Below are 15,649 nucleotides of genomic sequence, written 5' to 3' on the forward strand. Positions count from 1 at the left end.
GTTTACTGCCAAATAAACGCCTGCGGGTGCTCTCCTAGGGAGTATTGTCACCCACAATGCGAAAAAAAGTTTCTCCGGGTTTGATCATACCAAGTTCATGCCGGGCCCGCTCTTCAACGGCTTCCAGCCCCTGATGCAGGTCATGAATTTCTGCGTACATCTGCTGATTTCGCTGCACCAGTTCCGCGTTGGCTTTCTGCTGAAGCGCGACGTTGTCTTTCAGCGCCACGTAATCAGACATCCCATTTTTGCCAAACCAGAACTCGTACTGCAGCCAGGATAATACCAATAGCAACACGGCACTGAATACTCGCATGCAAGCCTCATTCTCGGTTGATTCGTTCAAGCGACAGGCCGGATTTACCGCCCGGGAAGCGGTAATAATCCCATAAAGCGCCCGGTGTGACCAGTTCCGGTGCAGCCATTCGGGCATAAAAAAGCCGCTCTGATGAGCGGCTTATCCATCTTTTATCCGTCAGACGGACAAAGTGTTGTTTCAGACTTATGCCTGACCTTTCACTTCTTTCAGACCGTTGTAAGGTGCTTTTTCACCCAGTGCTTCTTCGATACGAATCAGCTGGTTGTATTTCGCAACACGGTCAGAACGGCTCATAGAACCTGTCTTGATCTGGCCAGCTGCAGTACCGACCGCCAGATCAGCGATGGTTGCATCTTCAGTTTCACCTGAACGGTGAGAGATGACAGCGGTATAACCTGCATCTTTCGCCATCTTGATCGCAGCCAGTGTTTCGGTCAGAGAACCGATCTGGTTGAACTTGATCAGGATAGAGTTCGCGATACCTTTATCAATCCCTTCTTTCAGGATCTTGGTGTTGGTGACAAACAGATCGTCACCCACCAGCTGGATTTTGTCGCCCAGCAGTTCTGTCTGGTGCTTGAAGCCATCCCAGTCAGACTCGTCCAGACCGTCTTCGATCGACACGATTGGGTACTGTGCAACCAGGCCAGCCAGATAGTGGTTGAATTCTTCAGAAGTGAAGACTTTGCCTTCACCTTTCATGTTGTAGTTGCCTGCTTCTTTGTCGTAGAACTCAGATGCAGCACAGTCCATCGCCAGAGTCACGTCTTTACCCAGCTCGTAGCCTGCCAGCTCAACAGCTTCTTTGATTGCAGCCAGTGCAGCAGCGTTTGATTCCAGGTTTGGTGCGAAGCCACCTTCGTCACCCACAGCCGTGCTCATGCCTTTCGCTTTCAGAACTTTTGCCAGGTTATGGAAAACTTCTGCACCGATACGCAGGCCTTCTTTCAGGGTTTTCGCGCCAACAGGCTGAATCATGAATTCCTGAATGTCGACGTTGTTGTCTGCGTGCTCACCACCGTTGATGATGTTCATCATTGGCAGTGGCATAGAGAATTTGCCCGGTGTGCCGTTCAGCTCAGCAATGTGCTCGTACAGAGGCATGCCTTTCGCCGCAGCAGCTGCTTTTGCGTTCGCCAGAGAAACCGCCAGAATTGCGTTTGCACCGAACTTAGATTTGTTGTCTGTACCGTCCAGGTCGATCATGATTTGGTCGATGTCAGCCTGAGCTTTCGCATCTTGACCCAGCAGCGCCTGAGCAATCGGGCCATTGACTGCATCAACGGCTTTCAGAACACCTTTGCCAAGAAAACGTGCTTTGTCACCGTCACGCAGCTCCAGAGCTTCACGAGAGCCCGTAGATGCACCTGATGGCGCAGCAGCCATACCAACAAAACCGCCTTCCAGATGAACTTCAGCTTCTACAGTTGGGTTACCGCGTGAGTCGATGATTTCACGACCCAGAACTTTAACGATCTTAGACATTGTGTTTCCTCTTGCTTTATTTTGATTTAAAAAAGCGAAAAAAAAGCTGCCGCACTCCTGTGCAACAGCTATTCGTAACTCTTATTTGTTCTCTTCCAGCTCGCCGCGCTGATGCTGACCAGCGGCTTTGACGAAGCCTTCAAACAGTGGATGGCCATCACGCGGGGTTGATGTGAACTCAGGGTGGAACTGAGCCGCAACGAACCATGGGTGATTTGGCACCTCAATAATCTCAACCAGCTTCTTATCGGCTGACAAACCAGACACCTTCAGGCCAGCTTCCTTCAGCTGAGGCAACAGGTTGTTGTTCACTTCGTAACGGTGACGGTGACGCTCGTGGATGGTCGCGCTGCCGTAAAGTTCGCGGGCTTTGCTGCCATCTTCCAGATGACACAGCTGTGAACCCAGACGCATGGTACCGCCCAGATCAGACGCTTCAGTCCGCTCTTCCACGTTACCTTCGCTGTCGACCCACTCCGTGATCAGACCTACAACCGGATAAGGCGATTTGGCATCGAACTCGGTTGAGTGTGCACCGCTCAGACCTGCCACATTTCGCGCAAATTCGATCAGTGCGACTTGCATGCCCAGACAGATGCCCAGGTATGGAATTTTGTTTTCACGCGCATACTGCGCCGTCATGATCTTGCCTTCAACACCACGACCACCGAAACCGCCCGGGACCAGAATTGCATCCAGACCTTCCAGCATTTCAACGCCTTTTGACTCCACGTCCTGTGAATCCACATACTTGATGGTCACAGACAGGCGGTTTTTCAGGCCAGCGTGTTTCAGGGCTTCGTTCACAGACTTGTATGCATCTGGCAGTTCGGTGTATTTACCGACCATACCAATCGTTACTTCGCTGGTTGGGTTCGCTTCTTCATAGATCACGCGTTCCCACTCACTCAGATCGGCTTCTGGTGCCGTAATTCCGAAACGCTGACAAACCAGTTCATCCAGACCCTGAGACTTGATCAGTTGCGGGATCTTGTAGATGGAGTCGACGTCTTTCATTGAAATGACAGCTTTCTCTGGCACGTTACAGAACAGTGCAATCTTGGCACGTTCGTTTGCCGGGATCATGCGGTCTGAACGACAGATCAGCACGTCTGGCTGAATCCCGATCGACAGCAGTTCTTTCACTGAATGCTGTGTTGGTTTGGTTTTCACTTCACCAGCGGCTGCCAGGTAAGGCACCAGTGTCAGGTGCGTAAAGATGGCACGCTCGCGGCCCAGCTCAACAGCCAGCTGACGGAGCGCTTCCATGAATGGCAGGGATTCGATATCACCCACAGTACCGCCCACTTCAACAATCGCAATGTCGTGGCCTTCGGCACCGGCAATCACACGCTCTTTGATCGCGTTAGTGATGTGCGGGATAACCTGAATGGTTGCACCCAGATAGTCACCGCGACGCTCTTTACGCAGAACCTCTTCATAGACACGGCCGGCGGTAAAGTTGTTGCGTTTGGTCATCTTGGTACGAATGAAACGCTCGTAGTGACCGAGGTCAAGGTCGGTCTCTGCACCGTCTTCCGTAACGAATACTTCACCGTGCTGAATCGGGCTCATTGTCCCTGGATCAACGTTGATGTAAGGGTCTAGCTTCATCATGGTCACTTTCAGACCACGGGCCTCTAAGATGGCCGCCAGTGATGCTGCAGCAATACCTTTACCTAGGGAGGATACAACACCGCCCGTCACAAAAATGTAATTCGTTGTCATGTTTAACCTGGAAGATTTGGTGTAGAGGATAAAAAGTATCTGGACGGGAAATTAGTATACCAGACACATTTTATTGCCACAACGTGAAAACTATCACAGTAAAGCGAGTTGCTTCTTGTTCCAAATCAAGCCCGGAATTCTTGACGAAGAAATCCCTGAGCAATCAGTCCTGAGCTGCCGGGCCACCCGATTTCTCACGTTTTTTTACCTGTTCCCATTCGGCATCGAGTTCATCCAGCGAACAATGTTCAACCGACTTGCCCTGTTCGGCAACCGCCTGCTCCACCTCACGGAAACGACGTTCAAACTTCCGGTTCGCTTTCTGAAGCGCGGTTTCCGGTTTAACGTTCAGATGCCGGGTGAGATTCACCACCGCAAAAAGCAGATCGCCCAGTTCTTCTTCGATTCTGTCCTGATTCGGCACGGCTTGAAGCGCTTCTTCCATCACTTCTTCGATTTCTTCCTGCACCTTCTCAACCACAGGTCCCAGCGTCGGCCAGTCAAATCCATAGCGGGCACAGCGTTTCTGAATTTTATCCGCCCGGCTGAGTGCCGGCAGCGCTTTGGGAATATTCGCCAGAATGCTGTTGTCCTGCCCTTTTTCAGAGCGTTCTTTGGCTTTTTCTGCTTCCCAGTTGGCATGAATTGCCGCTTCATTGTCAAATTCAGCCCCGGAGAAAACATGCGGATGTCGCCGAATCAGTTTATGATTGATCCCGCTGACCACATCCTCAAAATCAAACAGTCCTTTTTCCTTGCCGAGCTGGCTGTAGAAAATGACTTGAAACAGCAGATCGCCCAACTCTTCTTTCACCTCATCCCAGTTTTCTTCTGCGATCGCATCGGCGACTTCATACGCTTCTTCCAGCGTATGCGGCACAATGGATGCGAAGTCCTGCTGCAGATCCCAGGGACATCCGCCGTCCGGATCCCGCAATTGCGCCATGATCGACAGCAGCTGATTGATAGGGGTGTTGTGACTCATGTGTGCATTTTCCTGTTTCTGTCATCAAAGAAAAGCGGGCGCTGGCCCGCTTTCTGTTACCTGTTGCGTGGTTCTCAGTGAAGCCGTCTGGCTTCAAAAACATCCTTCACCTGTTCCAGACGGAGCAGTAACCGGCCCAGACTATCGAGATCCGTCAGCTCGATTTCAAAGTCCATGATGGACATCTGTTTTTTGAAATCAATCCGGCTTTTCACCCCGGCCACCTTCACTTTTTCGTTGTGCATGGTGTTGGTGAGATCTTTAATCAGACCATTCCGCTCGGAGGCTGTGACCCGCACGGTCAACGCATAACGTCCGGCAAAGCTGCCACCCCAAACGGTATGAATAATCCGCTGCGGTGCCACATGACGCAGCTCTTCAAGCTGCTCACAATCGCTTCGGTGCACTGAAATGCCGCGCCCCTGGGTGACAAACCCAACGATATCATCCCCCGGGATCGGCTGGCAGCAGCGCGCCAGATGGGTCATCAGGTTATCCACCCCTTCCACCACCACGGCATCCCGCTGTGGCTTTTTCTGGCTGCTTTTGGTGCTGGCTTCCGTCAGACGTTCCAGCAACTGCTGATCTTCTTCTTCTGCCGTCGGCTTGTTCACCAGCGCATTAATATGGTTGATCACCTGATTGATGCGCAAATCACCGCTGCCAATCCCGGCAAAGAGCTCATCCGTGGAATTCACGTTGAATCGCTTCAGGGCATAGGCTTCAGCATCTTTCATGGTCGCGCCGATTTTCTGCAGCTCCTGCTCCAGAATTTCCCGGCCCGCAGCGATGTTTTTATCCCGGTCCTGTTTGCGGAACCAGGCATGCACTTTGGCCCGCGCCCGGCTGGAATTCACAAAGCCTAAATTCGGATTGAGCCAGTCCCGGGACGGGTTCGGCTCTTTCTGCGTGATGATTTCGACCTGATCGCCCATGTGCAGCTGATAAGTGAAGGGAACGATTCGGCCTTCCACTTTGGCGCCAATACAACGGTGTCCGACCTCGGAGTGAATATGGTAGGCGAAATCCAGCGGGGTGGCATTCAGTGGCAAATCCACCACATCGCCTTTCGGCGTGAACGCATAGACACGATCATCAAAGACCTGACTGCGCAGCTCTTCGAGCATTTCGCCCGAATCGGACATTTCTTCCTGCCAGGCCAGCAGTTTACGCAGCCAGTTGATTTTCTCGTCGTAGGCAGAATGGGCACCGGAAGAGGTCCCGGATTCTTTGTATTTCCAGTGCGCCGCCACCCCCAGCTCCGACTCTTCATGCATCTGCTTGGTTCGGATTTGGATCTCAATCGTTTTTCCTTCCGGGCCAATCACCACGGTATGGATCGACTGATATCCATTGGGTTTGGGATTGGCAACATAGTCGTCAAATTCTTTCGGCAGATGGCGATACTTGGTGTGCACCACCCCGAGCGCTGCATAGCAGTCTTGCAGCTGGTCCGCGATAATCCGCACGGCACGCACATCAAACAGCTCATCAAATGCCAGGCTCTTCTTTTGCATCTTGCGCCAGATGCTATAGATATGCTTCGGACGGCCATGCACCTCGGCTTTGATATGTGAGGCTTTCATCGAGTCGTCCAGATCGGCGACGAATCGATCAATGTATTGTTCCCGGTCGATGCGGCGTTCCGCCAGTTGTTTGGCAATCTGCTTATAGGTTTCCGGGTGCTTGTAGCGGAAGGCGTAATCTTCGATTTCCCACTTGAGCTGACCAATCCCCAGACGATTCGCCAGCGGCGCGTAAATGTTGGCACATTCCCGTGCAGCTGCACGGCGCACGGCATCCGGTTCATCCTTCACTTCGCGCAGATGACAGATCCGCTCCGCCAGCTTGATAACCACACAACGAAAATCATCCACCATGGACAACAACATCCGGCGGATATTATCGACCTGAGCCGACTGCGCCGCCCCTTCTTTGATGGCATTCAGCTGGCTGATCGCAGCCATCTGCTTGACGCCTTTGACCAGTTGCAAAATGTGCTGGCCGTACTCTTCTTTGATTTCGTCGCTTTTGTACAGTCCGGCTTCGACCAGTGGGAACAGCAAGGCAGCCACCAGCGTATCGGCGTCCATGCTGAGCATCACCAGAATTTCGACCATTTCCCGGCCACGCCATAACAGCTGGCCGGAGGCTTCTTTCTTGTCCAGATGCGCTTCACAACGCTGATAGGTCTGGATCAGACGGTTCGAGGTCGTGATGTCCTGCAATAAACTCTCTGCCCAGGATTCCAATTCAAATGTAGCGTTTTCCTTTAGATGCGCACCGCGAACTGCGACCATGATTCTGTCCTGTATTTCTTAATTACGGATGGCAGCCTATTCCCGACAAGGCAGTGCCTGACATTCAGGCTCGGGTAAACAGCGCCATTGATTCCAAATGTCCGGTATGGGGAAACATATCCAGCATTCCCAGCCGTTGCAACTGATAGCCCTGTTGCAACAGCACCTGACTGTCCCGCGCCAGCGTTGCCGGATTGCAGGACACGTATAAAATCCGGCTCGGTGACAACGCTGCCACCTGAGCCATCACCCCTGCTGCACCGGCTCGGGCCGGATCGAGCAAGACTTTATCAAATCCTTCTTTGGCCCAGCTGAACGACACAATCCCGTCTTCCAGATTGCCCTGATAAAAAGCTGCATTGGTAAGCTGATTGCGGGCTGCATTGTCACTTGCCCGCTGTACCATGGGGTCAACCCCTTCCACCCCAACCACTTCCCGGGCGTTTGCCGCCAGCGGCAAACTGAAATTCCCCAGGCCACAGAACAAATCAAGCACCCGGTCTTCCGGCTGAATGTCCAGCCATGATAAGGCCTGTGCCACCATCTGTTCGTTCACCCGGCGATTGACCTGAATAAAGTCTTTCGGAGAAAAATTCAGCTTCATTCCTTCGACTTCGTAATAGGGCGCTTCGCCACTGATCTGCACCAGTTCCTCGGGATCCGGCGCCAGGAAAAGCATAACATGATGCTTGTCAGCAAATTGCTGAATTTGCGTCATATCCGGGTCAGAAAACGGCTTGATATGACGAATCAGCACCACAGGCCCGTTGTCCGCTTCGACCAGTTCAACATGCCCTAAGTTCCGTCGTCCCTGCAACCGGCTCAGTAATTCACGTAACGGTAACAAGAGTGCGTTCAGTGGCCGTGCCAGCACCGGACAATCGGTAATATCGACGATCGCTTTGCTCTGCTCCTTGCGGAAACCAAACGTCAGCGTCTTCTCCGATTCGACTTTCAAACTAAAGCGGGCACTACGCCGATACTGCCAGGATTCGCCGGTGACCGGCTGATCCTGCGTCAACACATCTGTTGTTGCCGTTTCACCAGCCAGCGCAAATTTCGTGATCAATTCCCCCAGAGACTGCTGCTTGGCTGCAATCTGGGCAGAATGAGAGAGGTGTTGCAAGTTACAGCCACCACACTGGTCATAAACCGGGCACTGCGGTGTAATGCGTTCCGGACTGTCTGACAAACGCTTGATGACTTTGGCTCTGGCATACTGCTTTTTACTTTCAGTCAGTTGCACCAGCGCACGTTCATCCGGGAGCAATCCGGGGATGAACACAGGTTTGCGGTCAAGATGGGCTATGCCTGCACCCAAGTGGTCCAGACGGGTCACCGTCACCTCTTTATGTTTGGTGTCGCTGACAGTTCGTTTCGTCGGCTTAAAAAAGCGTGCCATAATGTTGTAACTCACGGTGTTTTGTCGCCTTTTCAAGGCGATGCCATAGCAACATCAATTGTCGCTACGGTAAAGATTCATTAAGCTAGGGGCTGGCGCACCAAAACGTGGCCAGCAAAGACAGCAATTCTCCCACAGAATCGAATTCTTGTAACCATGACCAAATACGGACTTCGCGCCCGGGTTTTCACCCTGACATTAGCACCAACCCTGATCATCGGCCTGCTCTTGAGCGCTTTTTTTACCCTGAGCCGCTACCGGGATCTGGAACAGCAACTGGTCGAAACCGGCACCAGCATTATTGAACCGCTGGCAATCGCCACTGAATACGGTATGGCGGATCATAACCGCGAGGCCGTCCGCCGGACCATCAGCTATGCCCATCGCAAGCATTCCGATATTGTGCGCAGCATTGCCGTGTTCGACAGCAACAATGAACTTTTCGTTACCTCAAACTTCCACCGCAATTTTGAAGCCCTGATGTTTCCGGATGACCGGCAGATCCCCTTTTTGCCGGAGATCGTGATCCATGACAGCACCATGATCATGCGGGCGCCGATTCTGACCGAAGCACAGCAAAGTAATCTGTCTGCACCCGGATTTCAGGCCAAAGCACTGGGCTATATCGCCATCGAAATGGACATGAGTCCATTGCGCCTGCAGCAATATCAGGAAGTTTTTACCGCACTGATGGTATTGTTGCTGGGGCTCATCCTTTCCGGTCTCTTTGCTTACCGGCTGATGCGAGATGTCACCCGCCCGATTTCACACATGATCAGTGTAGTGGACCGAATCCGGCGCGGGCATCTGGATATCCGAATTGAGGGAGAATTACTGGGTGAACTGGATAACCTGAAAAACGGCATCAATGCCATGGCCATTTCGTTGTCCGACTATCACATTGAAATGCAACAGAGCATTGATCAGGCGACGTCCGATTTACGTGAGACTTTAGAACAGCTGGAGATCCAGAACGTAGAACTGGATATCGCCAAGAAGCGGGCTCAGGAAGCCGCTAGAGTGAAGTCTGAGTTTCTGGCCAATATGTCCCACGAACTGCGTACCCCACTGAACGGCGTCATTGGCTTTACCCGCCAGATGCTGAAAACCCGCCTCAGTGCCAGCCAGCATGATTACCTACTGACAATAGAAAAGTCGGCCAATAACCTGCTGACCATCATCAACGACATCCTCGATTTCTCTAAGCTGGAAGCCGGGAAGCTGCTGCTGGAAAACATTCCGTTCGACTTTACCGATTCGCTCGATGAAGTGATGCGACTGCTGGCGCCCAGCGCACACGAAAAAGGGCTGGAACTCACCCTTCGTGTCGACCAGCGTATTCCGACCGGCCTGATTGGTGACCCGTTACGAATCCAGCAGGTACTGACCAATCTCATCGGGAACTCGGTGAAATTTACTGAGCGGGGCAACATTGACATTGCCGTGGAGCTCAAAGCCGATCGCGACGAGAATCTGGAGCTGCAATTCATGGTGCGCGATACCGGGATCGGGATTTCCGAACGTCAGCAGGCCCAGCTGTTCCAAGCCTTCAGTCAGGCAGATGCCAGTATTTCACGCCGTTACGGCGGTACCGGGCTGGGTCTGGTCATCACCCAAAAACTGGTGACCCAGATGGGCGGCGAAATCAGCCTGACCAGCCGATTACACCAAGGTTCGACTTTCTGGTTTACCCTGCGGCTGAACAAAACCGATCTGCCGGTTTCCCAGCCAATCGATACCACCGATCTGCAGGGTCGTCACCTGCTCCTGATCGAGCCGAATCTTCAGGCTGCGAATGTCCTGCAGCAACGCTTACTGCATGCCGGTCTGGATGTGACTTACCGAGCTGATATGCCGGAAGATGATGTGGAACATCACGATTTTGCCCTGCTCTGCCTGTCGCCGGGAGAACAGCCACCGCTGGCCACGATTCTGGATATGGTTTTCAAAGCCGAGCAACTGGCAGACAAAGTTCTGGTGTGCCTGCCCACCACAGAGCTGGCCCTGTCGGAACGACTACTCAATGCGGGAGTAATCGCCTGTCTGGGTAAACCACTGGCGCAGCGCAAACTCTTTGATGCCCTGATTGGACAACCGGATCAGCTGGAAGAACCGGAACCATTACCTCTCCCATCCCCAACGGATGATCTGCTGCCACTGACTGTGATGGCGGTGGATGATAACCCAGCCAACCTGAAACTGATTGCAGCACTGCTCAGTGAACGGGTGGAAACCGTGATCACCGCCACCGGCGGCCGCAAAGCAGTCGAGTACGCCCAGCAGAAAGCCTTTGATTTGATTTTCATGGATATTCAGATGCCGGAGATGGACGGCGTCAGCGCCTGTCAGGCCATTCACGAAACCGATCTGAATCATCACACACCCGTAATTGCGGTCACCGCACATGCAATGGCTGGTGAACGTGAGCGCTTACTACGTGCCGGAATGGATGATTACCTGACCAAGCCGATTGAAGAACAGATTCTGCAGCAGATGCTGGCCAAATGGATCCCACAGCAGCACAGCACAGCGTCATCTCCGGAGATGGCAGAGCCTGTCATCTCTGCCATCCAACCAGAACCTGCCAACCCGAATGTCAGCTGGGACTGGGATCTGGCACTCAAGCAAGCTGCCGGAAAAGAAGATCTGGCCCGGGATATGCTGCAGATGCTGCTCGACTTCATGCCCGAGGTCGAGATGCTGGTGAATGAAGTGCTGGACGGGAATGAATTCGATCTGTGGCCTTCTATTCACAAGCTGCACGGCAGCTGTGCCTACAGTGGTGTTCCCCGACTCAAGAACCTTTGCTACACGCTGGAAACCCAGCTCAAAGCCGGGGCTTCCGTCTCTGATCTGGAACCGGAACTGTTCGAGCTGATTGATGAAATGAACAATGTCGTCAAATCATCACAAGCCTACCGCCAGTAATGACCGTTATCTCTATCGCAAAAAGGCCAGACAGTTGTCTGGCCTTTTGTATTTGTGGCGGTGCAAATATAATCCGGTTAAACCGTTTCCAGAATCACCGTCGCAACCGCATAGTGCTTTTCATCTGCAATGGTGAGATGAACATGAGACACCGCCATTTGCCCTGCCAGCTCAGCCGCCTTACCGCTCAGCGCAAGCTCAGGTTTTCCCTGAGCATTGTTGGTCACGGTAAAATCCTGAAAAGATACACCACAGGCAATGCCAGTCCCTAACGCTTTCGCAGCCGCTTCTTTAGCAGCAAAACGTTTGGCCAGATAGCGCCCCGCCTGTTTGTGCTGGCAGAAAATCACCAGCTCATCCGGACTGAGTACCCGTCGTGCGAAGGCTTCTCCACTCCGGGTCAGCACCTGCTCCACACGGGCAATTTCTGCAATATCTGTTCCCAGACCGACAATCGCCATTACCAGCGCGCTTCCAGCATCACCGCTTTCATATCGGCAACGGCTTTGTGCAGGCCGTCAAATACGGCACGACCGACAATCGCGTGGCCAATGTTCAGCTCGTAGATTTCCGGCAGAGCCGCAATTGGCTTCACATTGTGATAGGTCAGGCCGTGGCCCGCATTCACTTTGATGCCCTGATCACTGGCATAGCTAGCAGCAGCCGCGATTTTCTTCAGCTCAGCCTGTTGTTCGCTTTCTGAGGTCGCATCGGCGTAGTGACCGGTATGCAGCTCAATGTAAGGGGCACCACAGGCCACTGCGGCATCGATCTGCGCACGGTCAGCATCAATAAAAAGGGACACCAGAATGCCCGCGGCAGACAGTTTTTCGGTCGCTGATTTCACTTTGTCCAGCTGACCTACCACATCCAGGCCGCCTTCTGTGGTCAGTTCTTCACGTTTTTCAGGAACCAGACAAACAAACTCAGGTTGGGTGTCCAGTGCAATCTGAACCATTTCTTCCGTCACCGCCATTTCCAGATTCATCCGGGTCTGAATGGTTTCCCGCAGGATCCGGACATCCCGATCCGTAATGTGGCGGCGATCTTCGCGTAAATGAATGGTAATACCATCGGCGCCTGCGCGTTCTGCCACTTCCGCCGCATGTACGGGATCCGGGTAACGTGTCCCGCGAGCATTTCGTAAGGTGGCAACGTGGTCAATGTTCACGCCGAGCAGTATATTCTTCATGTAGCGGTACTCCTTCCTCTAGGGACAAATAATTCCCTGCTTTTTAATGGTTTGCTGCCAAGATACGGCTTCAGGGCCATCCGTGTAAAGCGCTTTGCTGCCCTGAGCTGATCCTGAGTTTCAAAACGTCGGGCCGCAATGGCTTTCAATTGCAGCCCGGTAAACGTGAGCTGGCCAGCAACGACAGAAGCAATAAAGCCCCGCTGCTCACGATAGTTGTAAGTCATAACATCATCAACCGGCAACCCGCTGCCCGCACAATGCAGAAAGTCGACTCCGTACCCGAGATGATCCAGCAGTGCCAGTTCAAAACGACGCAAAGCAGGTTCCGGATTCTCGGCCTGTGCCAGTTCTCGTAAGGCATTGAGATAATCCAGAAACAACGCCGGATAAGGGGTCTGAGCTTCCAGCACCCGTGCCAGAATTTCATTCACATACAAGGCGGAATAGAGAATGTAACTGCGCATGGGCAGCCCGATACTGATCGGTTCAGCCTGAGTCAGCACCGGCATACTACCGCGGCCAGACCATTTCATGAAAAGTGGGGTAAAAGGTTGAAGCGCTCCTTTTAGATTGGAGCGCTTGCGGCGGGCACCTTTGGCGAGCAAGCTGATGCGTCCGGTTTCTTCACTGAAGACATCCAGAATCAGACTCGTCTCGCTGTAGGGACGAGAGTGCAGTACAAAGCAGCGCTGCAACCCTTCCATCGCTGCCCTTAAAGATCGTCGATATAGCCAAGACTGCGCAGGGCGCGCTCGTCATCTGCCCAGCCGGATTTCACTTTTACCCAAAGCTCAAGGTAAACCTTGCGCTCGAAAAGCTCTTCCATGTCCAGACGGGCCTCACGGCCAATGGTTTTGATTTTATCGCCACCTTTACCGATGACCATTTTCTTCTGACCTTTACGTTCAACCAGAATCAAGCCATTGATATCAAAGCCATCCGTATCCGGATTGTAATCAAATCGCTCGATTTCCACCGTCACGGAATAAGGCAGCTCTTCACCGGTGAAACGCATCAGTTTTTCACGGATAATTTCAGAGGCCATGAACCGCTGAGAACGGTCGGTCACATACTCTTCCGGGAAGTAATATTCACCTTCCGGCAAACTGTCACGGACGATCTTTTCAACCACGTCAACGCCCGTTCCGTGCTTGGCAGCAATCGGCACAATGGCTTTGAAATCCATCTTTTTCGCGAGCTCTTCCATATGCGGGAAGAGATCATATTTCATTTTGACGTTGTCGACCTTGTTAACCACCAGTACCGTTGGCAGGCCACTTTTCGCCAGCTTGTTGAGCACCATTTCATCATCAGGTGTCCACAGGGTGCCGTCGACCAGAAAGAGTACCAGTTCAACATCGGTCAGTGAGCTGCTTGCAGCACGGTTCATCAACCGGTTGATGGTCCGTTTTTCCTCAATATGCAGCCCGGGTGTATCCACATACACCGCCTGATAGCCGTCTCGGGTGTCCACACCCATGATCCGGTGACGCGTCGTCTGCGGTTTACGTGAGGTAATCGACAGTTTCTGTCCTACCAGACGGTTCAACAGCGTGGATTTGCCGACATTCGGACGGCCAACGATGGCAATAAAGCCACAATGTGTTTTATCTGTCATGATTCTAACTGCTTCAATGCCAGTTCTGCTGCAGCCTGCTCAGCCTTGCGCCGACTACCGCCTTTACCGATCACAGGCTTTTCCAGGCCTGTTACTTCGCACTGTACAGTGAATTCCTGATTATGTGCTTCACCCTGTACCTTAGTTACAGTATACGCAGGCAGCGGCAAACGGCGCCCCTGAAGACATTCCTGTAAACGGGTTTTCGGGTCTTTCTGGTTAATGCCAGGTTTGATTGTTTCCAGTCGGCTCTGATACCAGCTCAGCACAATGTGGCGAACATGCTCAATATCACTGTCCAGATAAATCGCGCCAATAATCGCTTCCACGCAGTCGGCCAGAATCGAGTCACGGCGATAGCCGCCGCTCTTCAGCTCGCCCGGCCCCAGCAGCAGGTGATCGCCCAGCTCAAATTCCCGGCCCAGTTCGGCCAGAGTTTTACCGCGGACCAGCGTTGCACGCATCCGGCTCATGTCGCCCTCATCCACTTTCGGGAAGCGGTGATAGAGAGCATCAGCAATTACAAAACTCAAAATGGAGTCACCCAGAAACTCCAGACGCTCATTATGCGTCCCGTTGGCACTACGATGCGTCAGCGCCAGGGTGAGTAATTCACTGTTATTAAATTCATGCCCCAGCTTGCGCTGAAGTCTTTGTACAGGAGATGTCATTTTTTCCCGATCAGTCTATGCCACCGATGCGGTTCAACCGCACACCGGTAGGAATAAAAGATGGAAGTACGCTGTCCGCACTTCGTTCAAATTCAAAGCTGATCCAGATCCCGACCGCCTTGCCAACGAGATTCGCTTCCGGTACAAACCCCCAGTAACGGCTGTCTGCACTGTTGTCACGGTTATCTCCCATCACAAAATACTGTCCTGCCGGCACGACCCACTCTTTCCGCCCCTCGAAGGAATTGTAGCGGTATCTTCGGGTCTGATTTGGCTGATTGATATTGACAAGAACATCATGCGATACCTGACCCAAATCTTCCGTAAAGCGAATCAGATCCTGACCCGGTTCTGAGAAGAGACTTGGTTGCTCGTTCGTCTGTGGTACAGGCTCACATTCACGGCCACCTTTCGGAATCACGCACAGCTTTTTGTTGTTATCGTACCTGACCGTATCGCCGGGAAGGCCGATCACACGTTTGATGTAATCAATATTCGGTTGTGGCGGAAATTTAAAAACCACAATGTCGCCACGCTCTGGTTCACCCGTTTCGACCAGTTTATGGCGAAACACGGGATCACGCAGGCCGTATGCATACTTTTCAACCAGAATAAAATCACCAACCAGCAGTGTTGGCATCATCGATCCGGATGGGATCTGGAACGGCTCATAGATAAATGAGCGAAACACCATGATGATTGCAATCACCGGGAACATCGAACTGGTCGATTCTACCCAGCCCGGTTGGGGCGCAACAGCTGCCAGTGTTTTTTCATCAACCTGCCCGCCGGCATTGGCCGCTGCAGCATCAATTTTAAGTTGACGCTTTGGCGCCCAAACGAATCGGTCCAGTGCCCAGATAATCCCGGTCACCAGTGTGGCCAGCACCAGAATGAGTGAAAACAGATTTGCCATTGCTGTTCCTAATGTCCCTATGATGAATTTTTCATGGTGAACCGGATCTGCTTCCCAAAAATTCCACAGATCCTAACCATTCCGCCGCAGGACTGCGGCGGA

General features: G+C 52.6%; 13 protein-coding genes. 1 reads left to right on the forward strand and 12 read right to left on the reverse strand.

All coding sequences use genetic code 11. The features are described from left to right. Positions 1–34 precede the first annotated feature (34 nt). From ftsB to rlmD, 6 genes are all read right to left on the reverse strand, one after another. Entirely contained in the window at positions 35–316 is a 282-nt protein-coding gene (gene ftsB, locus Q4579_RS17420; protein WP_211646216.1) for a cell division protein FtsB, read from the reverse strand. 186 nt (positions 317–502) lie between these two features. Then, positions 503–1,804, reverse strand: coding sequence for a phosphopyruvate hydratase (gene eno, locus Q4579_RS17425; RefSeq protein ID WP_303565936.1), 1,302 nt, complete (start codon positions 1,802–1,804; stop codon positions 503–505). Positions 1,805–1,885: 81 nt separating this feature from the next. Beyond that, positions 1,886–3,532 carry a CTP synthase gene (locus Q4579_RS17430; protein ID WP_303565938.1) on the reverse strand — a complete coding sequence of 549 codons (1,647 nt, stop codon included), beginning with the start codon at positions 3,530–3,532 and terminating at the stop codon, positions 1,886–1,888. Positions 3,533–3,695: 163 nt separating this feature from the next. Then, entirely contained in the window at positions 3,696–4,517 is an 822-nt protein-coding gene (mazG, locus tag Q4579_RS17435) for a nucleoside triphosphate pyrophosphohydrolase (protein WP_303565939.1), read from the reverse strand. A gap of 74 nt (positions 4,518–4,591) precedes the next feature. Further along, positions 4,592–6,817 (reverse strand): GTP diphosphokinase, encoded by a 2,226-nt coding sequence (gene relA, locus Q4579_RS17440; RefSeq protein ID WP_303565940.1) that lies wholly within the window; start codon positions 6,815–6,817, stop codon positions 4,592–4,594. A 64-nt stretch (positions 6,818–6,881) separates the two neighbouring features. Then, positions 6,882–8,219, reverse strand: a complete 1,338-nt coding sequence (rlmD, locus tag Q4579_RS17445; protein ID WP_303566010.1) for a 23S rRNA (uracil(1939)-C(5))-methyltransferase RlmD — start codon at positions 8,217–8,219, stop codon at positions 6,882–6,884. Positions 8,220–8,375: 156 nt separating this feature from the next. Between rlmD and barA the strand changes: the two genes are divergently transcribed. Next, positions 8,376–11,147 (forward strand): two-component sensor histidine kinase BarA, encoded by a 2,772-nt coding sequence (barA, locus tag Q4579_RS17450; protein WP_303565943.1) that lies wholly within the window; start codon positions 8,376–8,378, stop codon positions 11,145–11,147. Positions 11,148–11,224: 77 nt separating this feature from the next. On the opposite strand, the gene acpS is transcribed toward barA, so the two are convergent. Genes acpS through lepB form a run of 6 tightly spaced genes read right to left on the reverse strand, consistent with a single transcriptional unit; the run spans position 11,225 to position 15,547 of the window. Next, the gene (gene acpS, locus Q4579_RS17455) at positions 11,225–11,608 is read right to left on the reverse strand and encodes a holo-ACP synthase (RefSeq protein ID WP_303565945.1); all 384 of its coding nucleotides are present in this window, start codon (positions 11,606–11,608) and stop codon (positions 11,225–11,227) included. Further along, the gene (gene pdxJ / locus Q4579_RS17460) at positions 11,608–12,339 is read right to left on the reverse strand and encodes a pyridoxine 5'-phosphate synthase (RefSeq protein ID WP_303565947.1); all 732 of its coding nucleotides are present in this window, start codon (positions 12,337–12,339) and stop codon (positions 11,608–11,610) included. The genes acpS and pdxJ overlap by 1 nt, the downstream gene beginning before the upstream one ends. Continuing rightward, positions 12,336–13,046 (reverse strand): DNA repair protein RecO, encoded by a 711-nt coding sequence (gene recO, locus Q4579_RS17465; RefSeq protein WP_211646223.1) that lies wholly within the window; start codon positions 13,044–13,046, stop codon positions 12,336–12,338. The genes pdxJ and recO overlap by 4 nt, the downstream gene beginning before the upstream one ends. 8 nt (positions 13,047–13,054) lie before the next feature. Further along, complete coding sequence (gene era / locus Q4579_RS17470) at positions 13,055–13,960, reverse strand: GTPase Era (RefSeq protein WP_303565949.1); 906 nt, start codon at positions 13,958–13,960, stop codon at positions 13,055–13,057. Continuing rightward, positions 13,957–14,631 carry a ribonuclease III gene (gene rnc / locus Q4579_RS17475; RefSeq protein ID WP_303565950.1) on the reverse strand — a complete coding sequence of 225 codons (675 nt, stop codon included), beginning with the start codon at positions 14,629–14,631 and terminating at the stop codon, positions 13,957–13,959. The genes era and rnc overlap by 4 nt, the downstream gene beginning before the upstream one ends. A 10-nt stretch (positions 14,632–14,641) precedes the next feature. Then, positions 14,642–15,547 carry a signal peptidase I gene (lepB, locus tag Q4579_RS17480; RefSeq protein WP_303565951.1) on the reverse strand — a complete coding sequence of 302 codons (906 nt, stop codon included), beginning with the start codon at positions 15,545–15,547 and terminating at the stop codon, positions 14,642–14,644. Between the last annotated feature and the right edge of the window lie 102 nt (positions 15,548–15,649).

Origin of the sequence: Photobacterium sp. 1_MG-2023 (assembly GCF_030547945.1) — a bacterium.
In the GTDB taxonomy this organism is placed as follows: Bacteria; Pseudomonadota; Gammaproteobacteria; order Enterobacterales; family Vibrionaceae; genus Photobacterium.

What these genes read in the sequence shown, in the direction of transcription:
- mazG (WP_303565939.1), bottom strand. Translation starts at nt 4,517, where the DNA reads ATGAGTCACAACACCCCTATCAATCAGCTGCTGTCGATCATGGCGCAA.
- era (WP_303565949.1), bottom strand. Translation starts at nt 13,960, where the DNA reads ATGACAGATAAAACACATTGTGGCTTTATTGCCATCGTTGGCCGTCCG.
- acpS (WP_303565945.1), bottom strand. Translation starts at nt 11,608, where the DNA reads ATGGCGATTGTCGGTCTGGGAACAGATATTGCAGAAATTGCCCGTGTG.
- recO (WP_211646223.1), bottom strand. Translation starts at nt 13,046, where the DNA reads ATGGAAGGGTTGCAGCGCTGCTTTGTACTGCACTCTCGTCCCTACAGC.
- barA (WP_303565943.1), top strand. Translation starts at nt 8,376, where the DNA reads ATGACCAAATACGGACTTCGCGCCCGGGTTTTCACCCTGACATTAGCA.
- ftsB (WP_211646216.1), bottom strand. Translation starts at nt 316, where the DNA reads ATGCGAGTATTCAGTGCCGTGTTGCTATTGGTATTATCCTGGCTGCAG.
- rnc (WP_303565950.1), bottom strand. Translation starts at nt 14,631, where the DNA reads ATGACATCTCCTGTACAAAGACTTCAGCGCAAGCTGGGGCATGAATTT.
- eno (WP_303565936.1), bottom strand. Translation starts at nt 1,804, where the DNA reads ATGTCTAAGATCGTTAAAGTTCTGGGTCGTGAAATCATCGACTCACGC.
- rlmD (WP_303566010.1), bottom strand. Translation starts at nt 8,219, where the DNA reads ATGGCACGCTTTTTTAAGCCGACGAAACGAACTGTCAGCGACACCAAA.
- lepB (WP_303565951.1), bottom strand. Translation starts at nt 15,547, where the DNA reads ATGGCAAATCTGTTTTCACTCATTCTGGTGCTGGCCACACTGGTGACC.
- pdxJ (WP_303565947.1), bottom strand. Translation starts at nt 12,339, where the DNA reads ATGAAGAATATACTGCTCGGCGTGAACATTGACCACGTTGCCACCTTA.
- Q4579_RS17430 (WP_303565938.1), bottom strand. Translation starts at nt 3,532, where the DNA reads ATGACAACGAATTACATTTTTGTGACGGGCGGTGTTGTATCCTCCCTA.
- relA (WP_303565940.1), bottom strand. Translation starts at nt 6,817, where the DNA reads ATGGTCGCAGTTCGCGGTGCGCATCTAAAGGAAAACGCTACATTTGAA.